The organism is Nocardiopsis changdeensis, from assembly GCF_018316655.1.
Classification (GTDB): domain Bacteria; phylum Actinomycetota; class Actinomycetes; order Streptosporangiales; family Streptosporangiaceae; genus Nocardiopsis; species Nocardiopsis changdeensis.
Genome location: NZ_CP074133.1, coordinates 914,375 through 937,515, shown reverse-complemented (window position 1 = coordinate 937,515; position 23,141 = coordinate 914,375). Strand labels below are relative to the sequence as shown.

18 protein-coding genes are annotated in these 23,141 nt (G+C 74.2%); 4 read left to right on the top strand and 14 right to left on the bottom strand.

Annotated features, from left to right (window positions below; all coding sequences use genetic code 11):
- Positions 1–175: 175 nt before the first annotated feature.
- The 5 genes from KGD84_RS04470 to groES all read right to left on the bottom strand — a co-directional run bounded on the left by KGD84_RS04470 (position 176) and on the right by groES (position 6,268).
- Positions 176–1,282: a GuaB3 family IMP dehydrogenase-related protein gene (locus KGD84_RS04470; protein WP_220565525.1), complete on the bottom strand. Its 1,107-nt coding sequence runs from the start codon at positions 1,280–1,282 to the stop codon at positions 176–178.
- A gap of 147 nt (positions 1,283–1,429) precedes the next feature.
- Positions 1,430–2,923, bottom strand: a complete 1,494-nt coding sequence (gene guaB / locus KGD84_RS04465; RefSeq protein ID WP_220564841.1) for an IMP dehydrogenase — start codon at positions 2,921–2,923, stop codon at positions 1,430–1,432.
- A gap of 400 nt (positions 2,924–3,323) precedes the next feature.
- Positions 3,324–3,965 carry a sigma-70 family RNA polymerase sigma factor gene (locus tag KGD84_RS04460; protein ID WP_378888460.1) on the bottom strand — a complete coding sequence of 214 codons (642 nt, stop codon included), beginning with the start codon at positions 3,963–3,965 and terminating at the stop codon, positions 3,324–3,326.
- A gap of 266 nt (positions 3,966–4,231) precedes the next feature.
- A complete protein-coding gene (gene groL / locus KGD84_RS04455; RefSeq protein ID WP_220564840.1) occupies positions 4,232–5,839 on the bottom strand; it encodes a chaperonin GroEL in 1,608 nt (535 codons plus the stop codon).
- A gap of 117 nt (positions 5,840–5,956) precedes the next feature.
- Positions 5,957–6,268, bottom strand: coding sequence for a co-chaperone GroES (gene groES, locus KGD84_RS04450; RefSeq protein ID WP_220564839.1), 312 nt, complete (start codon positions 6,266–6,268; stop codon positions 5,957–5,959).
- Between the two features lie 245 nt (positions 6,269–6,513).
- Here groES and KGD84_RS04445 point away from each other — a divergent pair, with 245 nt between their 5' ends.
- On the top strand, positions 6,514–7,746 hold the full coding sequence (locus tag KGD84_RS04445) for a THUMP-like domain-containing protein (protein WP_220564838.1): 1,233 nt from the start codon (positions 6,514–6,516) through the stop codon (positions 7,744–7,746).
- Between the two features lie 389 nt (positions 7,747–8,135).
- Complete coding sequence (locus tag KGD84_RS04440; protein WP_220564837.1) at positions 8,136–10,355, top strand: coiled-coil domain-containing protein; 2,220 nt, start codon at positions 8,136–8,138, stop codon at positions 10,353–10,355.
- A 90-nt stretch (positions 10,356–10,445) separates the two neighbouring features.
- On the opposite strand, the gene KGD84_RS04435 is transcribed toward KGD84_RS04440, so the two are convergent.
- A complete protein-coding gene (locus KGD84_RS04435) occupies positions 10,446–10,859 on the bottom strand; it encodes a VOC family protein (RefSeq protein ID WP_220564836.1) in 414 nt (137 codons plus the stop codon).
- A gap of 105 nt (positions 10,860–10,964) precedes the next feature.
- The gene (locus KGD84_RS04430) at positions 10,965–11,906 is read right to left on the bottom strand and encodes a zinc-binding dehydrogenase (protein ID WP_220564835.1); all 942 of its coding nucleotides are present in this window, start codon (positions 11,904–11,906) and stop codon (positions 10,965–10,967) included.
- Between the two features lie 170 nt (positions 11,907–12,076).
- On the opposite strand from KGD84_RS04430, the gene KGD84_RS04425 reads away from it, so the two are divergent.
- On the top strand, positions 12,077–13,087 hold the full coding sequence (locus tag KGD84_RS04425; RefSeq protein WP_220564834.1) for a CPBP family intramembrane glutamic endopeptidase: 1,011 nt from the start codon (positions 12,077–12,079) through the stop codon (positions 13,085–13,087).
- Between the two features lie 183 nt (positions 13,088–13,270).
- Here KGD84_RS04425 and KGD84_RS04420 read toward each other — a convergent pair whose 3' ends face one another.
- The 6 genes from KGD84_RS04420 to alr all read right to left on the bottom strand — a co-directional run bounded on the left by KGD84_RS04420 (position 13,271) and on the right by alr (position 20,999).
- Positions 13,271–16,315: a glycosyl hydrolase gene (locus KGD84_RS04420; RefSeq protein WP_220564833.1), complete on the bottom strand. Its 3,045-nt coding sequence runs from the start codon at positions 16,313–16,315 to the stop codon at positions 13,271–13,273.
- Positions 16,316–16,925: 610 nt separating this feature from the next.
- A complete protein-coding gene (gene tsaD, locus KGD84_RS04415) occupies positions 16,926–17,966 on the bottom strand; it encodes a tRNA (adenosine(37)-N6)-threonylcarbamoyltransferase complex transferase subunit TsaD (RefSeq protein ID WP_220564832.1) in 1,041 nt (346 codons plus the stop codon).
- On the bottom strand, positions 17,959–18,396 hold the full coding sequence (rimI, locus tag KGD84_RS04410; RefSeq protein ID WP_220565523.1) for a ribosomal protein S18-alanine N-acetyltransferase: 438 nt from the start codon (positions 18,394–18,396) through the stop codon (positions 17,959–17,961). Before rimI ends, tsaD begins: the two co-directional genes overlap by 8 nt.
- Before the next feature lie 68 nt (positions 18,397–18,464).
- Complete coding sequence (gene tsaB, locus KGD84_RS04405) at positions 18,465–19,142, bottom strand: tRNA (adenosine(37)-N6)-threonylcarbamoyltransferase complex dimerization subunit type 1 TsaB (RefSeq protein WP_220564831.1); 678 nt, start codon at positions 19,140–19,142, stop codon at positions 18,465–18,467.
- 4 nt (positions 19,143–19,146) lie between these two features.
- A complete protein-coding gene (tsaE, locus tag KGD84_RS04400) occupies positions 19,147–19,659 on the bottom strand; it encodes a tRNA (adenosine(37)-N6)-threonylcarbamoyltransferase complex ATPase subunit type 1 TsaE (protein ID WP_220564830.1) in 513 nt (170 codons plus the stop codon).
- A gap of 212 nt (positions 19,660–19,871) precedes the next feature.
- Positions 19,872–20,999: an alanine racemase gene (alr, locus tag KGD84_RS04395; protein ID WP_220564829.1), complete on the bottom strand. Its 1,128-nt coding sequence runs from the start codon at positions 20,997–20,999 to the stop codon at positions 19,872–19,874.
- Between the two features lie 127 nt (positions 21,000–21,126).
- On the opposite strand from alr, the gene KGD84_RS04390 reads away from it, so the two are divergent.
- Complete coding sequence (locus tag KGD84_RS04390; RefSeq protein WP_220564828.1) at positions 21,127–21,672, top strand: DUF6069 family protein; 546 nt, start codon at positions 21,127–21,129, stop codon at positions 21,670–21,672.
- A gap of 167 nt (positions 21,673–21,839) precedes the next feature.
- Here the strand turns inward: KGD84_RS04390 and KGD84_RS04385 are convergent, their stop codons facing one another.
- The gene (locus tag KGD84_RS04385) at positions 21,840–23,063 is read right to left on the bottom strand and encodes an ROK family transcriptional regulator (RefSeq protein WP_220564827.1); all 1,224 of its coding nucleotides are present in this window, start codon (positions 23,061–23,063) and stop codon (positions 21,840–21,842) included.
- Positions 23,064–23,141: the final 78 nt, after the last annotated feature.

Here is a 23,141-nt window from a genome sequence, read left to right as displayed (position 1 = left end):
GTCACGGGTACCCCTGCCCAAAGCCCCACCCCTTCCCTCGCAGAACCCTTCGGAATCGTCGGGTCGTGTGACGCCGACGGCCGGAACATGGTTGCACACCGCTCCCGGGGCCTTTCCGGGAGCACAACGAAAAGCGGGGACGCGCCGGTTCCCCGGCACGCCCCCGCGACACCCGTCAGCGGTGCGGGTTCACCACGACCTCGACCCGCTGGAACTCCTTGAGGTCGGTGTAGCCCGAGGTGGCCATGGTGCGGCGCAGCGCGCCCATGAGGTTCATGGAGCCGTCGCTGGTGGACGCCGGGCCGTGCAGGATGGCGGACAGGTCGCCGATGGTGCCGACCCGCACCCGCTCGCCGCGCGGCAGCTCGCCGTGGTGCGCCTCGCTGCCCCAGTGGTGGCCGGCGCCGGGCGCCTCGGTGGCGCGGGCCAGCGGAGAGCCCACCATGACGGCGTCGGCGCCGCAGGCCAGGGCCTTGGCGATGTCGCCGCTGGTGGTCATGCCGCCGTCGGCGATGACGTGCACGTAGCGGCCGCCGGACTCGTCGAGGTAGTCGCGGCGGGCGGCGGCGACGTCGCCGATGGCGCTGGCCATCGGCACCGCCACGCCCAGCACGGAGCGGGTGGTGTGGCCCGAGCCGCCGCCGAAGCCGACCAGGACGCCCGCGGCGCCGGTGCGCATCAGGTGCAGGGCGGCGGTGTAGGTGGCGCAGCCGCCGACCACGACCGGGACGTCCAGGTCGTAGATGAACTGCTTGAGGTTGAGCGGCTCGGCGCGCCCGGACACGTGCTCGGCGGACACCGTGGTGCCGCGGATCACGAAGATGTCCACGCCCGCGTCGACGACCGCCTTGTGGTACTGCGCGGTGCGCTGCGGGGACAGTCGGGCCGCGGTGACCAGGCCCGCGTCGCGGATCTGCTCGATCCGGCGGCCGATCAGCTCCTCCTGGATGGGGGCGGCGTAGATCTCCTGCAGCCGCCTGGTGGCGGCCACGTCGTCCAGCTCGCTGATCTCCGCCAGCAGCGGCGCCGGGTCCTCGTACCGGGTCCACAGGCCTTCGAGGTCGAGGACGCCCAGGCCGCCCAGGCGGCCGATCGCCACGACCGTGTCCGGCGAGGCCACACTGTCCATGGGGCTGGCCACGAGCGGCGTCTCGAACCGGTAGGCGTCGATCTGCCAGGCGATCGACACCTCCTCCGGGTCGCGCGTGCGCCGAGCCGGCACGATGCCGATCTCGTCGAGCTCGTAGGCCCGGCGCCCGTTCTTGCCCAGCCCGATCTCCACCTGAGCCAACGCTTCGATCCCCTCTGACGTGCTGCCCCGGCCGGTGCGACCGGTGCGTTCACTACCGCCGAGAGTCTATCCGTCCCGCTCCGGGAACGGGTCGGGCCGCCCGGAGGGACTCCGGACGGCCCGGTGTGCGGCGGTGTGTCAGCGGCCGTTGTAGTTGGGCGCCTCGACGGTCATCTGGATGTCGTGCGGGTGGCTCTCGCGCAGTCCGGCGCTGGTGATGCGCATGAGCTGGCCGCGCTCGCGCAGCTCGTCCAGGGTGCGGGTGCCCGCGTACCACATGGACTGGTGCAGGCCGCCGACGAGCTGGTGGGCGACCGCCTGGAGCGGGCCGCGGAACGGCACCTGCCCCTCGATGCCCTCGGGGATGAGCTTGTCCTCGGAGGAGACCTCGGCCTGGGCGTAGCGGTCCTTGGAGAAGGAGCGGCCGCGCATGGCGCCCAGCGAGCCCATCCCGCGGTAGGCCTTGAACTGCTTGCCGTTGATGAAGATGAGCTCGCCCGGGCTCTCCTCCACACCGGCCAGCAGGCTGCCGAGCATGACGGTGCTGGCGCCGGCGGCGATGGCCTTGGCGATCTCGCCGGAGTACTGGAGCCCGCCGTCGGCGATGAGGGGGACGTCGGCCGGGCCGCACGCCTTGGCCGCCTCCAGGATGGCGGTGAGCTGCGGGGCGCCCACACCGGCGACGACGCGGGTGGTGCAGATGGAGCCGGGGCCCACGCCGACCTTGACGGCGTCGGCGCCCGCGTCGATCAGCAGCTGGGCCCCGGCGCGGGTGGCGACGTTGCCCGCGACGATGTCGGCCCTGGAGTTGGCCTTGAGCTTGGCGACCATGTCGGCCAGGCCGGCGGAGTGGCCGTGGGCGGTGTCCACGACGATGAAGTCCACCCCGGCGTCGACCAGCAGCTTGGCGCGCTCGGTGGCCTCCGGGCCCACGCCCACGGCGGCGCCCACGACGAGGCGGCCGTCGGCGTCCTTGGTGGCGTCGGGGTACTGCTCGCTCTTGATGAAGTCCTTGACGGTGATGAGGCCGCGCAGGCGGTCGTCGGCGTCCACCAGCGGGAGCTTCTCGACCTTGTTCTCGCGCAGCAGCTCGAAGGCGCGCTCGCGGCTGACGCCGACCGGCGCGGTGACCAGGTTCCGTGTGGTCATGACGTCGCGGACCAGGCGGCCGCGGTCGCTCTCGAACCGCATGTCGCGGTTGGTGACGATGCCCACGAGGCGGCCGGAGTCGTCGGTGACGGGGACGCCGGAGATCCGGTAGTGCGAACACAGGCGCTCGACGTCGGCGAGGGTGTCCTCGGGCTTGCAGGTGACCGGGTCGGTGACCATGCCGGCCTCGGAGCGCTTGACCAGGTCCACCTGGGCGGCCTGGTCCTCGGCGGAGAGGTTGCGGTGCAGTACGCCGGCGCCGCCCTGGCGGGCCATGGCCACGGCCATGCGGGCCTCGGTCACGGTGTCCATCGCGGCGGACAGCAGCGGGATGTTGAGGCGGATGTTGCGGGACAGCCGGGTGGCGGTGGTGGCCTCGCCGGGCTGCATGTCGGAGTAGGCCGGTACGAGCAGCACGTCGTCGTAGGTCAACCCCGGCGGCAGCAGCTTGTCCCCGTAGTCGCCGATGTTCTCCTGACCCATGACACAACCTCCGCTGCTCGCTCCGGCACGCCGGCCCTCCGGCGCGCCCGCGCGGTGCTCGCCCCCGCGTGTCGTCTCATCCTAGGTCGTCGCCCCGGTGGGGTCGGGGGGAACGGGGCGTTCTCCCCGCCGCTCGGGCGTGAAAGTGAGCAGTCTCACTGTTTGAGATGGGACGGTGCGGGGCCGAGCGGATCGGCCGCGGGCCGGGAGGGACCCTGCCCAGGTCAACACCGGTGGGTGCGCGTGTTCTTCCCCGCCCTTCCGCGGCGGGCGCGGGGCGGGCGCGGCTCAGTGGCGGCGGCGCGGGGTGTAGCGGACGGGGCCCAGGGCCCGGCAGGCCGCGTGCGCGCGGGGGCGGTCGGGGCAGGGGCGGCGCCCGTCGCCCGGGCGCCCGGGGCGCTCAGGGGAGGAGGCGGTTCGCCACGGCCACCTGCCGAAGCCGAGCAATAGCCCGGTGCTGGGCAACCCGTACCGCGCCCGCCGACATTCCAAGTACATGTCCCGTCTCATCCGCTGTCAGTCCTGCTATCACCCTCATGACCAGCAGTCGGCGCTGCTGTTCGGGGAGCTCGTCGAGCAGCTCCCGCGCGCGCTGGGCCTCGATGACCCGCACCGCGGCCTCCTCCGGCCCGGGCGCCTCGTCGGGGCGGTCCGGAACGGTGTCGCTGGAGACCAGCTCCACCCTGCCCGCACCGCGCAGGGTGTCGGCCACCTTGTGCGCGGCGATGCCGAAGACGAAGGAGGCGAAGGGGCGGCCCCGGTCCTGGTAGCGCGGGATCGCCGAGAGCAGGGCGATGCAGACCTCCTGGGCCACGTCGTCGGAGTAGTGCGCCAGACCGGAGACCCGGGCCAGCCGGGCACGGCAGTAGCGGACCACCATGGGGCGGACCTCGCGGAGCAGCGAGTCCATGGCGCCGTCCTCACCCCGGACCGCCCGCGACCCCAGGTGGTTCAGGCCGGTGTCGCGCGACGCGGGATCGGGTTCCCCCGGTGTTCCTGGCCGCTGCGCGGTAACGCCCCCCCGGGCGTTTGCATCCGTCACGCTAGTGATCATGCCCCCGTCCGCCGACCTGACCGCTCCAATCGCCAACTACGGAATGGTTACGTTTTGGGAAATTCACCCCAAAACGGATCGGCGCGTGCGGTCAAACCCGAAGCGTACGTGATAGTGCACACCTTCTCGACCCCGGGCCCGGCACCCCCGGGGACGCGGGCGGCTTGGCCCCCGCGCACAGACCGGTGGGCCGGTCCGGGAGCATCCCGGACCGGCCCACCCCGGCGTCCGCGGACGGAGTCCGCCGCGGTCCGTCAGTGGCCGTGGCCGTGGCCGTCGTCGTCGCCCTCGTCCTCGGGCTTGTCCGCAACCAGCACCTCGGTGGTCAGCAGCATGCCCGCGATGGAGGCGGCGTTCTGCACGGCGGAGCGGGAGACCTTGACCGGGTCGATGATGCCCTCCGCGGTCAGGTCGCCGTAGGTGCCCTTGGCGGCGTTGTAGCCGTGGCCGACCTCCATCTCGGAGACGCGGTGGACCACCACGAAGCCCTCGGCGCCGGCGTTCTCGGCGATCCAGCGGGCGGGCTGGGTCAGGGCGCGGCGCACGATGCCCACACCGGTGGCCTCGTCGCCGGTCAGGCCCAGGTCGTCCAGGGCGGTGGAGGCGTGCACCAGGGAGGCGCCGCCGCCGGCGACGATGCCCTCCTCGATGGCCGCGCGGGTCGCCGAGATGGCGTCCTCGAGGCGGTGCTTCTTCTCCTTGAGCTCGACCTCGGTGGCCGCGCCCACGCGCAGCACCGAGACGCCGCCGGCCAGCTTGGCCAGGCGCTCCTGGAGCTTCTCGCGGTCCCAGTCGGAGTCGCTGGCCTCGATCTCCTTGCGGATCTGGGAGATGCGGTCCTCGACCTCGGACTGCTCGCCGGCACCGTCCACGACGGTGGTGGTGTCCTTGGTGACGGTGATGCGGCGGGCGTTGCCCAGCACGTCGACGTCGGCGTTCTCCAGGGTGAGGCCGACCTCCTCGGCGATGACCTGGCCGCCGGTGAGGATCGCGATGTCCTGGAGCATGGCCTTGCGGCGCTCGCCGAAGCCGGGGGCCTTGACCGCGGCGACGTTCAGGGTGCCGCGGATCTTGTTGAGCACCAGGGCGCCCAGGGCGTCGCCCTCGATGTCCTCGGCGATGATCAGCAGCGGCTTCTTGTTCTGGACGATCTTCTCCAGCAGCGGGAGGAGCTCGTTCAGGTTGGAGATCTTGCCCTGGCTGATGAGGATCTGCGCGTCCTCCAGCACCGCCTCCTGGCGGTCGCCGTCGGTCACGAAGTAGGGCGAGATGTAGCCCTTGTCGAACTGGAGGCCCTCGGTGAACTCCAGGTCCAGCCCGAAGGTCGGGGACTCCTCGACGGTGATGACGCCGTCCTTGCCGACCTTGTCGAACGCCTCGGCGATCAGGTCGCCGATCTGGGCGTCCTGGGCGGAGTTGGTGGCGACGTAGGCGATGTCCGCGCGCTCCTCGACGGGGCGGGCGCGCTCCAGCAGGATCTCGGACACCTTGGCGGCCGCGGCGTCGATGCCCTTCTTCAGGGACATCGGGGAGGCGCCGGCGGCGACGCTGCGCAGGCCCTCGCGGACCAGCGCCTGGGCCAGCACCGTGGCGGTGGTGGTGCCGTCGCCCGCGGCGTCGTTGGTCTTGGTGGCGACCTCCTTGACGAGCTGGGCGCCCAGGTTCTCGTAGGGGTCGTCCAGCTCGATCTCACGCGCGACGGTCACACCGTCGTTGGTGATGGTCGGGGCACCGAACTTCTTGTCGATGACGACGTTGCGGCCGCGCGGGCCCAGCGTCACCTTGACGGCGTCGGCGAGGCGGTCGACGCCCCGCTCGAGGGCGCGGCGGGCGCCGTCCTCGAACTCCAGGATCTTCGGCATTCCGTTCTTCCTTGGTAGGCCTGGCCAAAAACAGGCATCCCGCCCGCCCGGCGAGGCGCCGACCGGTGCGGGATGCGGATACTGCTCCGGGCCCGTGCGAGCGGGCCGCGTCGAGGACTACTTCTCGACGACCGCGAGGAGGTCGCGGGCGGAGAGGACCAGGTACTCCTGGCCGTCGTACTTGACCTCGGTGCCGCCGTACTTGCTGTAGAGGACGATGTCGCCGACCTGGACGTCCAGCGGGATGCGGTTCTCGCCCTCGTCGTCCCAGCGGCCCGGGCCCACGGCCAGGACCTCGCCCTCCTGGGGCTTCTCCTTGGCGGTGTCCGGGATGACCAGGCCGGAGGCGGTGGTCTGCTCGGCCTCCAGGGCCTTGACCACGACGCGGTCCTCGAGCGGCTTCAGCACGGTCTTGGTGGCGGTCGACACTGTGTGACCTCCCCCTTCAGGATTTCGGTGTCCAGTACTTCCGGTCCGCACGCGTGAGAGCGCGGACCGGCTGAGAAAAAGGGGCGACCGCGGCGGCCTGTCGTCGCGGGTGCCAGACCGGCCTCGTCGCGATTAGCACTCTACCCCCGAGAGTGCCAGAATGGAAATGTGGCCGTGACCCCTGGTCAGCGGCGTTACCGGACCCGGCACCGTGCGGGGCCGCTCCACCCCGGCGAAGGAGATCCATGCGCGCGCCCGCGTTCGAGGCCCTGCTGACCGAAGCGGGCCGGGAGGTCCTGGCGTCGGTGGACGCCGAGTCGGCCGCCCGGGACGCACTGGCGGCGGCCTCCCGGCTGCGCGAGGACCCGCGGGTGGCCGCCCTCGACCCCGGCCTACCCGTTTCCGAGCTGGTGAACGCGGTCCTCACCCAGATTTCGCTGCGCGTTCGCGGACGCGCCAAGTTCGGCGGCCTGGCGGACCGCATGTACTTCACCCCGAACGGCCTGGAGCAGTCCACCCGCCGGTCGGTCGCCGAGTACCGGGCCGAGCGGGTGGCGCGGGCGCACGCGGGCCCCGCGGGCGACCTGTGCTGCGGGATCGGCGCGGACCTGCTGGCGCTGGCGGCCCGGGGGATCCCGGTGGAGGGGGTGGAGCTGGACCCGGCGACCGCGGCGGTGGCCCGGGCCAACATCGGGGCGCTGGGGCTGGAGGGCACGGCCCGGGTGCGCGAGGGCGACGTCACGGAGGTCTCCCCGGGCGAGTACCCGCTGCTGGTGTGCGACCCGGCCCGGCGCGGCGGGCGCGGCCGGGTGTTCGACCCCGCCGCCTACTCCCCGCCCTGGGACGTGGCGGTGGCCCTGGCCGAGGGGGCGGAGGCGGCCTGCCTGAAGGCCGCCCCGGGCATCCCGCACGAGGCGCTGGCCCCGGGCGCGGACACCGAGTGGATCTCGGTGGACGGCGAGCTGAAGGAGGCGGCCCTGTGGTTCGGGGCGCTGGCCGGCGGGCCGCGCCGCCGGGCCACGGTGCTGTCCGAGCGCGACGGCTCGCGCACGCACCTGGACGAGGACCCCGGCCTGGGGCCGGCGCCGGTGGCCCCGGCGCGCCGGTACCTGTACGACCCGGACCCCGCGGTGGTGCGCTCGCACCTGGTGGCCGAGGCGGCGGCCCGGGTGGACGGGGCGCTGCTGGACGAGCGGATCGCGTACTTCACTGCGGACGCGGCGGTGCGCTCCCCGCTGTGGCGGGTGCTGGAGGTGGAGGAGGTCCTGCCCTTCTCCCTCAAGCGGGTCAGGGCCGCGCTGCGCGAGCGCGGGGTGGGCACGGTGACGGTGATGAAGCGGGGGTCCGCGGTGGACACCGAGAAGCTGCGCCGCGGCCTGAAGCCCTCCGGCCCCGGGACGGCCACGGTGGTGCTCACCAGGATCGGGGAGCGGCCCTTCGCGCTGCTGTGCCGCGAGGCGGCCGCGACGGCGGTCTGACCTGGAACGACGGCCCGGTCCGGCCGGGAGGGGGCGGTCACCCAGAGTAGGACCCGAGGTATCGGATCGTTATCTCACAGGGCGGATATCTTTCCCGATCCCCTGGGGGGAGGGCTCTCCGGGTCGTTAGACTGGGGCCGCGATTCCCTCCCTTCTCATGGGTTCACCCGGAAGGCCGTGCGTGAGTGATCCGCAACGCGGTTCGGTCGACGCTGGCCCCTTGCCTCGCGCGTATACACACAGTCACACTCTGATCACAGTGAGGCGCGAACGCCTGCGGGACCGCCGCCCGCCCGGGGACCATCGAGAACCCGACCTGCCCGGAACACCCACCGTCCATTCCCCCGGGCCAGGTGTCGGGAGCGCCAGAGAGAACAAGGAGCACCTCGGTGGAACAGAGCAATCACAACTTCCTCAACGGGGGAGGTCAGGCCGGGATCTCCGACCGCATGCGCGACCTGCTCTCCCAGGCGGCCCACGAGCACGACTCCGAGCAGAAGACGCAGGGTGCGGTCACCGAGGAGATGCGCCAGCGCCTGGAGGGCATGGAGTGGCTCCTGCGTGAGCTGCGCGAGCGCGAGCTCACCGCGCTCGCCGAGTCCCTCACCGCGGTCGACGGCCGCATCGACGACTTCCTGGCCCGCCCGCCGGAATGGGCCGAGACCCTGGCCGAGCACATCGAGGTCGTGGGCCGCCAGGTCAAGCCGCTGTCGGACATGCCGTCCCTGCGCGCGGACACCCACCGCATCGCCGGGCACCTGGACACCGCGCTCACCCGTCTCCAGCGCATGTCGGAGACCGGGAACCGCACCGCCGAGCAGGTCGGCGAGCTGGGCGAGCGGCTGACCACCCTGTCGGAGGCCTTCGAGTCGCGGCTGGAGGCCCTCGACGGCGCCCTGTCCGCGCTCAGCGCCAGGACCGAGGCCGTGGAGTCCTCGCTCACCGCGCTCGCCGAGGTCTCCGGCACCCGGCACACCGAGCTGGCCGAGGCGCTGGCCGAGAGCCGCACCGTCCTCACCGAGGCCGTCGCGGGCACCCGCGAGGAGCTGTCCACCGCCCTGGGCGAGGCCCGCACCGCGCTGGCGGAACAGGCCGACGCCAAGGCCGGGGAGCTGGCCGAGGCCGTGGCCGGCGCCCGCACCGCCCTGACCGAGCAGGGCGACGCCAAGGCCGCCGAGCTGGCCGAGGCCGTGACCGCCGCCCGCGAGGAGCTGTCCACCGCCGTGGCCGAGGGCCGCACCGCCCTCACCGAGGCGCTGGGCGAGGCCCGCGCCGACCTGGGCGAGCGCACCGACGGGCTGCGCACCGCCCTCACCGAGCAGGCCGACGCCAAGGCCGCCGAGCTGTCCACCGCCCTGGCGGACAAGCACGAGGCCCTGCTCGCGCGCCTCCAGGAGAACACCGGCGAGCTGAACGGCGAGCTGTCCGCCCTGGCCGCCGCCGCGGGCGAGCGGCACGACGCGCTCGTCGAGCGCCACGAGGCCCTGGCCGCCAAGGTGACCGAGAACGCCACCCAGCTGACGACCCTGGCCGAGGAGAACCACGCCGAGGCCACCGCCGCCGTCGCCGACGTCGCCGGCGCCGTCACCGCCCTGCGCAAGGACAACGAAACCTCGCTGCTGGACCTGCGCACCCACCTGCGCCAGCGCCTGTCCGAGCTGGACGAGCAGCTGGAGCTGGGCCGGACCGAGGCCCGCGAGCACGCCGAGGCGTCCGCCGAGCGGATGAGCGCGTCCTTCACCGAGCGCTCCGACGCGCTCGCCTCCCGGATCTCCGAGGACGCCGAGCGGGTCGCCGCCGGCTTCGAGGAGCTGCGCGCGTTCGTGGCCGAGAGCTCCGCCCGCCTGGCCGCCGAGGCCGAGGACCGGTCGCAGACCCTCACCGAGGCGCTCACCGAGCAGGTCGAGACGCACCGCACCGCCCTGGACGAGCGGCTGGAGCGCCAGCGCGAGGCCCTCACCTCCAAGGTGGACGGCCACCTCACCCAGATCACCGGCAAGGTCGACCACGAACTGGGCCGCCTCACCGACCGCTTCGACACCTTCGAAGGGCACTTCGAAGGCCAGTTCGAGGGCATGGAAGGCAAGATCGACCGGATCGACGGCCGGATGGACGGCATCAACGGCCGCCTGGACGGCATCGACGGCCGGGTCAACGGCGTCGAGGGCCAGTTCGAGGGCGTCAGCGGGCACTTCGACGGCGTCGACGGCCGCCTGGAGGCCGTGGACGACCGGCTGGAGGCGCTCAACCAGCGCCTCAACCAGCTCCCGCAGACCATGGAGGTCAGCGAGCTGCACCGCCGCCTGACCGAACTGGTGGAGCGCCCGCAGATCGACCACGGCGACAAGCTGAACGAGATCGACGAGCACGTCACCTCGGCGGTCGCCCCGGTGCTGCGCGAGCTGAAGCAGCGCCCGGACCGGCACGAGCTGGAGGAGACCGTCACCGAGGCGGTCGAGAACTCCCACGACGACATCACCAAGCGGTTCGCCTCCCTGGAGGAGACGGTGCTGGCCCTGGCCGAGGCGCTGCTGCGCCCGGGCCGCGAGGGGGGCTCCGGCGGCCCCAAGCGCAAGCGCCGCCGGGACGAGGAGGACGACGACGAGTAGGCCGCCGCACCGGAGCCTGGTGCGGGGATCGCGATGAGGGGGCGGGGCGCCGGCGGCGTCCCGCCCCCTCCCGCGTCCGGGCCCCGGGCCTCAGGGGCGGGGCCGGAGCATCTCCAGGTAGTGGGCGTTGTACATGACCCCCAGGACGTTGCCGAAGGGGTCGACCACCGACGCGGTCACGAAGCCCTCGCCCCGGACGGTGAGCGGCTCGTACTCCTTCGCGCCCAGCTCCAGGAGCCGGGCCAGGGCGGCCTCGACGTCGTCGACGTGCCAGTACACGACCGCGCCGCCCGGGCCCGGGCGCGCGGCCGGGGGCGCGTAGCCGCGGCCGGCGATGCCGAGCTCGTGCTGGTGGTCGCCGGTCCGGAACTCGACGTACCCGGGCGGCAGGCCGTGGCCGGGGCGCTCGAAGTAGGGCTCGGCGCCCAGGACCCCGGTGTACCAGCGGGCCGCCTCGGCGACGTCGTCGGCCCACAGGGTGACGGTGGTGAGTCCTCGCAGCATGGTCGGTCCCTTCGCGTTCCCCCTGCGGGGTTCCGGTCGATGGGACGACGCTACGGGGAGTGGAGGACGGGTTCGGTCCTCCACTCCCCGGGGCGGTCGGCGGGTTCAGACCGTGAAGACGATCTTGCCGAAGAGCCCGCCGTCGGCCATCGCCCGGAAGCCCTCGGCGGCGCGCTCCAGCGGCAGCACCCGGTCGATCACCGGCCGCACGCCCGTGCGGGCGCACATCTCCGTCAGGCCCGCCAACTCGTCCCGGGTGCCCATCGTGGAGCCGATGACCCGCAGCTGGAGGAAGAACACCCGGGTCAGCTCGGCCGGCGGGGCGTCGCCGCTGGTGGCGCCGCAGACGACGATGGCGCCGCCGGGCTTGAGGGAGCGCACCGAGTGCGCCCAGGTGGCCTGGCCCACCGACTCGAACACCGCGTCCACCCGCTCCGGCAGGCGCTCCCCCGTCGGCACCGCCGCGTAGGCGCCCAGTTCCAGGGCCTTCTTGCGCTTGGCCTCGTCCCGGCTCGTCACGTACACCCGGTGCCCGGCCCGCACCGCGAGCCTGACCAGCGCCACGGACACGCCGCCGCCCGCGCCCTGCACGAGGATCGTCGAGCCGGGGCGCAGGTCGATCTTGCCGAACAGCATGCTGTACGCGGTCAGCCATGCCGTGGGCAGGCAGGCCGCCTCCTCGAAGGACAGCTCCGGCGGCTTGGGCAGCAGGTTGGCCCGGGGCACGAGCACCCGCTCGGCGAAGGTGCCGTCGTACTTCTCGGACAGGATCGTCGGTCGGCCCGCGCCGTCCTCGACGACGCCGTGGACGATGACCTCGTTGCCGTCCTCGTCGACCCCGGCGGCGTCGCAGCCCAGGATCATCGGGAGGCGGTCGGCCGGGAGGCCGACGCCGCGCAGGCTCCACAGGTCATGGTGGTTGAGGGAGGCCGCCCGGACGTCGACCGTGGTCCAGCCGTCCCGGGGCCCGGGGTCGGGGCGCTCGCCGGCTTCGAGGGCGGAGAGGGGGTCGTCGAAGGAAGAGCGTGCTGCTGTGATCGCGAACATGCCGGTAGTCGACCACACCACCCGAACCGGATTCCAGCCCGGGGGCGGACGTGTTCCCACCGTCCCGCGTTCCGGAGGAGGACACCACCGGCGGACCTGCGGCGGACCCCAGGGGAAGTCGACCGAACGCCCCATGTCGCCGGCGGCGCCGTCTTCCTAGCGTTGGCGCCATGACCGAACCCCCTCGAAACCGGCTCCGCCGACAGCCCGGCGCCCCGCTCCGGCGGGCCCTGCCCCTCCGCGAGATCGCCTTCTTCGTCCTCGTCGCGTACGCACTGGCGTGGGCGGTGCACGCACCCCTCCTCCTCGGCGGGACCGGGCCGGACGACCCCGCGTACGGGCTCGCCGCCACCGTCTACATGTTCACGCCCGCCGTGGCCGCGGCCGCCGTCACCCTCTTCGTGTGGCGGCCGTCCGGCTTCGCGCGCGCCCTGGGCCTGGCCGCCCGGGGGTCGTGGCGGCGGGCCGGCGGGTACTCGCTGCTCGCCTTCGCGCTGATGCCGCTGCTCGGTTTCGCGGCCGCCCTGGCCGCGGGCCTGGTCGGGGCCGTGCGGCTCGACCTGGTGGACTTCTCCGGCCTGCGGGAGGTCCTGCCCGACTTCGTCCCCGACCTGGCCGCGGCCATGCCCGACTCCGGGTTCCCGTGGGCCGCGTTCCTGGCGGCGCTGGGAGTGGTCCTGGTGTCGTCCGTGCCCGCCCTGGTGCTCGCCTTCGGCGAGGAGCTGGGCTGGCGCGGCTACCTGCTGCCCCGGCTCCTGCCGCTGGGGGTGTGGCCCGCGCTCGCGGTGAGCGGGGCGGTGTGGGGGCTGTGGCACGCTCCGCAGCTGCTCATCCAGTACCTGCACGGCGGGTTCGACGGCGCGCAGGTCGCCCTGTTCCTGGTCTTCTGCGTGGTGGCGGGCGTCGTCATCGGCTGGTTCCGGCTGGCCTCGGGGTCGGTGTGGCCCGCGGTGCTCGCGCACGGGGCCAACAACGCGCTGAACACGATCGGCTTCGTCACCCTGTCGGCCGCCGGGTCGCCCGTGGACGGCCTGCTGTACCCGGGCGGCCTGGGCGGCCTCGTGGGGCTGGGCGTCCTGGGCGCGGTGGCCGCGGTCCTCGCCCTCACCGGACGGCTCCGGGTGCGGGACTTCGACCGCGTCCGCACCGGTGGCGGCGCGGAGGAGCCCGCGACCGCCTGACCGGGCACCCCGCCCCGCCCCGGGGCCACGGACCCGCACCCCGCCCCGGCCCCTCGCGCACCCGCGAGGGGCCTCCCCCGTCGCGGCGAGGGGCCCTCACCGGGGCCGTTCGTCGGCCCGGCCGCGGGCCGCGGGCGGCGCCGGTGGGGTGTGCGGCCCGGGGAGCCCCGGGCCGCACGCGCGTCACAGGGCCGTCTGCCCGTAGGGCACCAGCCGGACCGGGCCGATCAGCCCGTACTCCTGGCGGCGCACCCCGCCGTAGACCTCGGGCCGGAAGACCCGCATCCGGTTGATGAGGGTCGTGGCGACCTCCACCTCGATGGTGTTCTCCCCCGCCCGCAGCCACGGGCCCACATCGACCGAGGCGGTGGACCGGTCGCAGGGCGGCAGGGCGGTGCCGTTGACCGTGACGCGGAACGTGTCGCTCACCCGGCCGAGGTCGAGGTGGGCTCCGTGGCCGCCCGTCCACCCCTCGCCCAGCTCCACCGTGGCCGTGTAGCGGCCGATGCCGGAGACGTCGGCCAGGCCCTCGATCCCCGTCCACGGCGCGAGCCCGGACAGGGAGATCTCGTGGGTCCGCACCTCGGTCTCGGTGGCCGAGCCGCCCGGCCGCCAGTCCTCCACCTCCAGCTCCCAGGAGGTGAGCTCCACCTCCGGGCCGACCCGATCGACGGTGCTCCGGACCGTCGAGCCGTCGGCGTAGGTGGTCGTGCAGGTGCCCGGCTCGGACATCCGGACCACCGCGGCCCCGTCGACCACGCGCACCGCGTCGGCGTCCGTGGCCGACAGCCTCAGCCTCCTCAGCAGTCCCGGGGACACCCGGTCCCCGGCGGACCCCAGCTGGGCACCCCAGGTCGGGCGGGCCAGGGCGATGACCGTCGAGGCCCCCGGGGCCAGCCGCACCGGCACGGTGACCGCGTCCGCCTCGGCGCGGTGCAGCGGCAGCGGCTCGATGCGGCCGGTCCACAGGTCCAGGGAGAACGGGTAGGCCTCCCGGACCGTGGTGGAGAGGGTGACCTCGTGGTCCACGCCCTCCGTGTCGGACCCGTTGGTGAAGTAGTACAGCTCCATGTCGTCGCCCCGGCGGCGGGTGTGCAGCAGGGGTGACGGCTCGGCGTAGGACACGTCCGGCCGGGCGTCCAGCGCGGACAGGCCCGCGGGGATCTCCTCGCGGGTCCCGACCCGGTGGACGGTGGGCTCGGCGAGCAGGTCGGCCAGGACCCCGGCCAGCTCCGCCGCCCCGTCCTGGTCGACACCGGGCTGCTGCGGCGCGCTCCAGTCGCCGACCACCAGGATCTTCAGGCCGTCGCGGGCGTATCCGAGCAGGCGCCGCGCCGTCTCCAGGGGCAGCGTGGGCACCCTGCCGTTGAAGGCGTCGCCCTCGAACACCAGCAGGCCGTAGCCGGGGCCGTCCGGTGCCAGCCGCCCGCCCGACACCTTCGGGTCGGTGATCTCCAGCAGGCGGGGGGAGGCGAACTGGTGGGTCCACCCCTGGCGGACCCCGGTGGAGCTGAAGTGGGCGGCGCCGAAGCCCGAGCCCGCGTAGCCCTTCTGCCGCAGGAAGACCACGTCCGTCCTGGGCGTGCCCCACTGGAGCGCGTACTGGGCGCGGGCGAAGAAGCCGGCCGTGTCGGGGACGTGCTGCCAGGTCGGGTGGCGCGGCCCCCAGGACTCGCTGTACCCCACCCCGCTGCCGCCGTAGGGGGTGAAGGCGGCGAAGCCCGGCCACCGCACCCCGGGGGCGTCGGCGTAGGAGAACCCGTGCAGGACGGCCAGGTTGACCCCGGCGGAGTACTCCCGGGACACGGTCCGCACCGTCTGTTCCCAGGTGGTGCTGTAGGAGCCGCCGTAGACCGCGCCGGCCTCGCTGGAGAGGATCCGCTTGCCTGCCAGGTCCCGGCCGCCGGCCAGGGAGCGGAAGTCGTCGAGGTTCTTGAACCCGAGCGACTCGCCCTCGGCGATGTCGACCAGGGCCGTCTTGACGAGGGCGTCGGTCTGGAGGCCGTAGGGCTGGATGCGGTAGGTCATGCCCAGGCCGTGCGCCCAGTCCCGCAGGGGGACGACGTGGTGGTCGGTGTAGGCCCGGCCGAGCAGATCGTTGAAGTCGTCCAGGGCCCGGCGGTCGGTGTCGGGGTCGAAGGTGAAGACCTTCTTCTCGTCCACGCGCACGAGCACCGGCAGGTAGGGCAGCACGTCGTAGCCGTGGTGGTCCCGGAAGGCTTCGGGCAGGCCGTGGGTCCACAGCGTCGCCTCGGTCTCCATCTCGATGGAGTCCTCGAAGACCGAGCCGCCCGCGGGCCCCGCCAGGAGTGCGCGCAGCCGGTCGGTGAGGATGTGCTCCTCCCAGAAGTCGGTGACCGCCCGGGCGCCCGCCGCGCCGAAGTGGTCGACCACGTAGGAGACGGGGTCGGTGTGCGGGCCGCCCTCGGGCCGCTGCCCGGAGCCGCGCTCCCAGTGGGCCAGGAGAACCCAGGTGGAGCCGTCGCCGCCGCCGGGGGCGGTCCAGGCCAGCTCCTCGCCCTCCACGGCGCCGGTGAGGTCGACCAGCGTGTCGGGGACGAGCGCGCACACCTTGTCCCCGGGGGCGGCGCCGTCCGCCAGGCGCAGGGCCTGGACGGCGACCAGGGTCCGCTCCGTCACACCGTCGGCGGGCTCGACCACCGGTTCCGGCAGCGGCCCGGTGACGCTCTCCCCCGAGGCGAGGAAGTGCGCCCCATGGGCGAGTTCGCGGGCGGCCGCCGTGTCCTGGGGGGTGACGGTGGGGACGGCGGCGGGCCAGGACGGGCCGATGGTGACGTCCATCGTCACGCCGCGCTCCTCCGCGCGGGCCAGCGCGGTCTCCAGCGCCGCGCGCCAGGCGTCGGTGCCCCAGCCGTGGCCTCCGGGGTCCAGGTCCTCGTCGGAGCTGTGGTGGACGTCGGCGATCTCCATGCCGCCGAACCCGGCGTCGGCGATCTGGTCGACCTCCCGCTCGATCTCGCGGAGGTCGACCAGGCCGTGCGGCCACCACCAGCGGAACCGAGCGCGCGCGGCGGCGGCCGGGTCGACGAAGGCGTCCGCGAAGGCCCTGCGGGCGGGGGCCGCGGGGGCCACCGGGGACGCCGCGGCCGGGGCCGCCGGGAGGCCGAGGGCGACGGCCGCGCCCGTGGCGGCGCCCAGGCCGAGGAAGGACCGCCGGGTGTGGGCGAAGCCGTCCGGCTCCCGGTCCGGTCCTGCCGGGTCACGCATGGGGGCTCCTTTCCGCGCCGCCGTGGCGGCGTCGGTTCGGGGGTGGAGAGGGGGTATGCGCGCGCGGTGGTGGCGAGCCACCTATTAAAACGTTTCACAGAAAGTACCAAGCACAGTGTGATCCAGGCAATACCCCCACACGCACCTCCGGCCACTCGATCCCCACAGCAGCGGCCATCTGCACGGATCACCCGGTCTCACCCAGAGGCGGCGAGCCCCGGCGATACGAACGTTTCACAAACCCCGCGCCGCGAGGGCGGCGCCGCGCGCACGCGAAGGGCCCCGGAGCGGTGCTCCGGGGCCCTCGCCCGGACGGTGCCGGGGCGTGTTCGGTGGATGCCTTCGTGTGGCCCGGCGCTTGCGCCGGGTGCCGGGAGCGGTCGCCGGGTGGTCTCCCGCGAACCGACCGGCGCAGCGGCCGGCCGCCGTCGACCAGGCAGCGGGCCGACGCGAGGCGGCCCGCGGGTGTGAGGAGGGCGTCGGCCTGATGGTGCGGGGCACCGAGGGCCTCCCGGTGGCCGGTGGGACGTCGCGATCCACACCGATACCGGAGGCCCTCCCGGTTCGTGTCGGGTGGAGGCGGTGTCACCGGCCTCCGTGATCAGTACGCCTAGCGGGCCAGCGGGGACTCCACCGGCAGCGAGGTGTCCGTGGCCAGGTCCAGCTCCGACGGCGGCAGCCCCGCCGCCACGACCTCCGCGCCCAGGGCGGCGATCATGGCGCCGTTGTCGGTGCACAGCTTGGGCCGGGGCACCCGCAGGGTGATCCCCGCCTCGCGGCAGCGCTGCTCGGCCAGGGCGCGCAGCGCGGAGTTGGCGGCCACGCCGCCGCTGATCACCAGCGTGCTCACCCCGTGCTCCACGCAGGCGTCGACGGCCTTGCGGGTGAGCACGTCCACCACCGCGTCCTGGAACGCGGCGGCGATGTCGGCGACCACCAGCGGCTCGCCGCGGCGGTCGGCGTCCTCCACGTGGCGGGCGACAGCGGTCTTCAGGCCCGAGAACGAGAAGTCGTAGGTGCCGTCCCCCCACTTGCCGCGCGGGAAACGGATCGACTTGGCGTCGCCCCGCTGCGCCGCCCGGTCGATGGGCGGCCCGCCCGGATAGGGCAGGTCCAGCAGCCGGGCCACCTTGTCGTAGGCCTCGCCCGCGGCGTCGTCCACGGTGTCGCCCAGCGACACCACGTCGGTGGCCAGGTCGTTGACCAGCAGCAGCGAGGTGTGCCCGCCCGAGACGAGCAGGGCGATGGCGGGCTTGGGCAGCGGCCCGTGCTCCAGCTGGTCCACGGCCACGTGCCCGACCAGGTGGTTGACCCCGTACAGCGGCTTGTCCAGCGCCATCGCGTACGCCTTGGCGGCGGAGACCCCCACCAGCAGCGCCCCGGCCAGGCCGGGCCCCGCGGTGACGGCGATGGCGTCGACGTCGGAGAGCTTCACACCCGCGGAGTCCAGCGCCCGGTGCACGGTGGGCGTCATGGCCTCCAGGTGGGCGCGGCTGGCCACCTCGGGCACCACGCCGCCGAAGCGGACGTGCTGCTCCACGCTGGAGGCCACCGACTCGCCGAGCAGCTCGCAGCCGCGCACGAGGCCGACACCGGTCTCGTCGCAGGACGTCTCGATGCCCAGGATGAGCGGGAGGTCGTGGTCACTCATGGGTACCCTCCTCGGCGACGCGCCGCATGACCAGGGCGTCGGCCCCGTTGTAGTAGCCGCGCCGGATGCCGATCCGCTCGAATCCGAAGCGGGCGTAGAGCTTCTGGGCGCGCGGGTTGTCCGAGCGCACCTCCAGGAACATGTCGCGCACCCCGCGCCGGGCCGCCTGGTCCAGGAGCTCGGTGAGCAGCGCTCCCCCGATCCCGGTGCCCCAGGCGGACTCGGCCACGGCCATGGTCTGCACGTCCCCCTCGGGCGGGACGAACCGCAGGCCGGCGTAGCCGACCAGGGCGTCGCCGGCGACGGCCACAACGTAGTGGCGGGTGGCGGTCTCCGCGAGCTCCTCGCGCAGCATCCCCTCGCTCCAGGCGTCGGCCGGGAACAGGGCGCGCTCCAGCGCCATGACCGCGTCGACGTCCCCGGCGGCCATGGGCCGCAGGGCCACTCCCGCGGGCGGGGCGGCGCGCACCGCGTCCAGGGCGGTGTCGCGCACCGGTGTCACTTCACCCACTGGCGGACCTTCTTCGGGGCGCCGGGCACCACCGCGTCGGGGCGGCGCAGGTAGAGGGGTTCGGGGGCGGGCAGGGCCTCCCCGGCGTGCAGCCGGCGCAGGGCCAGCTCGGCCAGGGCGGCGGCGTCGGGGTGCGCCGGGTCCGGTGCGGCCGCGGCCTCCCCGAACACGTCGGCGTACATCCGGGCGCCGTCGCCGACCAGCGGCAGCCCGCCGGTGTCGAGGTCGGCCGGGCGGTCCACGGCGATCTCGCCCACCCGGGTGAGGCGGTCGTCGTAGCGGGCCCAGAACACCTCCTTGCGGCGGGCGTCGGTCATGGCGACGAACGGCCCGGTGCGCCCGGTGGCGAAGGCCAGCGCGTCCAGGGTGGCCACCCCGTGGCAGGGGACGCCGAGCGCGTCGGCCAGGGCGTGGGCCGTGGCCAGCCCCACGCGCAGGCCGGTGTAGGGGCCGGGGCCGATGCCGACGGCGACGGCGTCGAGGTCGGCCAGGGCGATCCCGGCCTCCCCGGTGAGCCGCCGGATGGTCGGGGAGAGCAGTTCGCCGTGGCGGCGGGCGTCCACCGAGGACGCGCTCGCGCGCAGGGTGAAGGCGCCGTCCGCGCCGGACTCGCCGATGGCGGCGGTGACGGCGGGGGTGGCGGTGTCGAAGGCCAGGAGCAGCACCGGTCTAGTCTTCCGTGTTCTCGTCGTCGACGGCGACGGGCAGGGCGACGCCCGCCCAGCGCCGGCCGACCGGGGTGAGGTGGACGGTGCGGCTGTCGTCGGCGTGGCGCTCGATCCGGATCTCCAGCCGGTCGTCGGACAGCCCCTCGGCGACGCCCTCGCCCCACTCCACGACGGTGACGGAGTCGGGGAGGGTCATGTCGAGGTCGATGTCGTCGATCTCGTCGGGGCCGCCCAGGCGGTAGGCGTCCACGTGGACCAGGGAGGGGCCGCCCACCAGCGAGGGGTGGACGCGGGAGATGACGAAGGTCGGGGAGGTGACCGAGCCGCGCACGCCCAGCCCCCGGCCCAGGCCCTGGGTGAGGGTGGTCTTGCCCGCGCCGAGCGGGCCGGACAGGATCAGCAGGTCCCCCGCCCGGCTGAGGCCGGCCAGGGCGCGGCCCAGGGCGCGCATGGCGCCGTCGGTGGCGGCGGTGACCGCGGTGGACGCGTTCGCTGTGGTCGTCACGTCTGTCATCGGACTCGCAAGGCTGTGTGTCGGTAAGGTTCGGGCGGTGGCCGACCGGGGTCGTGGCACGACCGTCGGGTGTGTCCCCTTCACCCCAGGTTAGGCGGGGCGGCGGGCGCGCGCGGCCGGTTGTGGACGATCGGCGGGGGTCGCGGCCGCCACACCCGCGGCCGCCACCGGGGGCGCGCCCGCGGGCGGCCCGCAGGCCCGGTCGCCGCGGCTCAGGCCCCGCCGACGTACTCGCGCGGGACCCGGACGCCGACCCGGGTGACGATCTCGTACGGGATGGTGTCCAGGACCCCGGCCCAGTCCTGGGCGCTCGGCGCGCCCGGGTGGGCGTCCGGGTCGCCGAACAGCACCGCGTACTCGCCGGCGGCCACCTCGTCGTCGCCCACGTCGACAACGAACTGGTCCATGCAGACCGTTCCCGCGATGACGCGCCCGCGTCCGCCCAGGAGCACCGGGCCCCTGTTGGTGGCGGCCCGGGGCACGCCGTCGGCGTAGCCCAGGGGCACCAGGGCGAGGGTGGTCTCGCGGTCGGTCACGTAGCGGTGGCCGTAGGAGACGCCGCTGCCGGGCGGCACCCGCTTGGTGAGGGCGACGCGGGCACGCAGGGTCATCGCGGGCCGCAATCCGGGCACATCCAAATCCGGGATCGGGGACAGCCCGTAACTCGCGATACCGCCGCGCACCAGATCGAAGTGCGCCTCGGGCAGGGTGAGCAGCGCCGCCGAGTTGGCGATGTGGCGCACCTCGGGGGTCAGGCCGACCTTGTCGGCGGTCTCCAGGGCGTCGTGGAACACGGAGAGCTGGGCGGCGATCGAGGGGTGCCCGGGCTCGTCCGCGCAGGCGAAGTGCGACCAGATCCCGCTCACCTTGAGGTGGCCGGCCTCCTCGGCGCGCGCGGCGGCCTCCACCAGGGAGCCCCATTCGGAGTGGCCGATGCCGCCCCGGTTCAGGCCGGTGTCGATCTTGAGCTGCACCCGCGCGGTGCGGCCCAGGCTGCGGGCCGCCCCGAGGACGGCCTCCAGCACCGCGGCGTCGCTGACGCCCAGGTCGACGCCGTTCTCGACGGCCTCGCCCACGGGTTCGCCGGGCGGGATGATCCAGGCAAGCACGGGCGCGGTGATCCCGGCCGCGCGCAGCCCGAGCGCCTCGCGGATGAACGCGGTGCCCAGCCAGGTCGCCCCGCCCGCCAGCAGCGCGCGGGCGGCGGGCAGCATGCCGTGCCCGTAGCCGTCGGCCTTGACCACGCCCATGAGCGCGGCCCCGCCGGCGCGCTCGCGGAGCAGCCGTGCGTTGTAGGCGATCGCGTCCAGGTCGACGCGGGCGTGCGCGAAGTGAGCCATACCCCCAGTGTTCCACGTGTGGGTTACCTGCGCGGGGCTTCGGGTATGTGGGCTGTGACCGAGTTCGGACGTATCCGGATGTATACGGAGTGCGACGATACTCGAGGCCGTATCTGGGGGTAACGGCATGAGCGAGTTCGCAGCTGAACGACCCGTCAACGCGGTCCGCCTGTGGTCCGGCGGCCTGGCGACGGCGGTGGTGGCCGCACTGGTCGTCCTGGTGGGCACCCTGTTCTTCAGGGGTGCCCTGGGGATCCCGGTGCTGGCCCCGGAGGAGGCCGGCTACCTCGGTGACGCCGGGACCGCGGCCTACGCCTTCATGGCGGGGGTCGCGGCCCTGGCGGCCACGGCCCTGATGCACCTGTTGCTGGTGGCGGCGCCGCGCGCCCGCGCCTTCTTCGTGTGGATCATCGGCCTGATCACCGCCATAGCGGTGGTCACCCCCTTCACCCAGGGGGTGGAGGGCGCCAGCCCCACCGCCACCGCCGTGATCAACCTGATCACGGGTGTGGCCATCGCCGTCCTGGTGAACAGCGTGGCGCGGACCGCCGTGGTCCGCGGCGGGCGGCCGGCCCGAGAGAAGCCGGTCCTGCACCAGGAGGGCATCCTGCCCGAGGTCCGCGAGCCCCGTCGGGAACCGACCGAGCCCCGGGGGGAACCGCGAGGTCTGTGACTCCCTGACCCAGGGTCATGACGCAAGAGGCGGGGGGCGGAGCCGAACGGCTCCGCCCCTCCCCTGTGCCCGCCCGTGTCCGCGCCTCCCCGGCCCGGGCCCGGCGGAGTCCGGGAACCCCGCGCGGGCGCGGATCCGCCCGCGCCTCCCCGGCCCGGGCCGGGCTCTCAGGCGGTCCCGGCGATGATGCGGTCGGCGTGCTCCGGGCTCAGGCAGTGCTCGATGACCAGCACGGCGGCGCCGATCTCGCCCGCGCTCTCGGCGGCCGCCGACGACACGATGCTGAGGTGCTCGGTGGCCAGCGGCAGCGACCGCTGGTAGATGACCTCGCGCACCCCGGCCAGCAGGTGGTCCCCGGCCAGGGCCAGCGCCCCGCCGATGACGATCACCGAGGGGTTGAACATGTTGACGGACGCGGCCAGCACCTCGCCGATGTCGCGGCCCGCCTGGCGCAGGGCGCGCAGCGCCGGAACGGACCCGTTGCGGGCCAGCTCCACCACGTCGCGCGCGCTGTGGGCGGGCACGCCCTCGGCGGTGAGGGCCTCGGCCAGGGCGGCCCCGCTGGCGACGGCCTCCAGGCAGCCGGTGTTGCCGCAGCGGCAGGGCTTGTCCGCGCCGCTGGGGACGTGGATGTGCCCCATGTCCCCGGCCGCGCCCTGGGCGCCCCGGTAGACGCGGCCCTCGCTGACGATGCCGCAGCCGATGCCGGTGGCGACCTTGACGAACATCAGGTGGCTGGCGTCGGGCCAGGCGGTGTGGTGCTCGCCGATCGCCATGATGTTCACGTCGTTGTCCACCAGCACCGGGACGGCCAGCCGCTCCCCCACGTAGCCGGGCACGTCGAAGCCGTCCCAGCCGGGCATGATCGGCGGGTTCACGGCCCGGCCGGTGGAGTGCTGGACGGGGCCGGGCAGGCCGATGCCCAGGCCCAGCAGCTCGGAGACGTCGCGGCCGGCGCCGGCGAGCAGCCCGCGGCCGTGCTCCACCACCCAGTCCAGGACGTGTTCGGGCCCCAGGGCGATGTCCAGGTCGGCGCGGGCCTCGGCGATGACCTCGGCCGCCATGTCGGTGAGGGCCAGCCGCGCGTGGGTGGCGCCCAGGTCCGCGGCGAGGACGACCCGCGCCCGGGGCCGGAACGAGAACGTGGTGGGCGGGCGGCCGCCGGTGGAGACGGCCTCGCCCGCCGGGCCGATGAGGCCGCTGGCGAGGAGCGCGTCCACCCGCTGGGTGACGGTGGACCGGGCCAGGCCGGTGGCCCCGGCCAGCTCGGACCGGGTGCGGGGGCGGCCGTCGCGCAGCAGCCGGAGCAGGGTCCCCGCCCCGGGCGCGGTCGTGGTGGGAGCGGCCCGGAGTCCGTGGGCCGGCGGGCCGGTCAGCGCATCTTCCGTCATGGGACAAGTCAAGCACAGGATCTATTGACCGCCTCGAAAGGACCTATTGCGGTCACGTTTCTCAACTTATGCTTGACC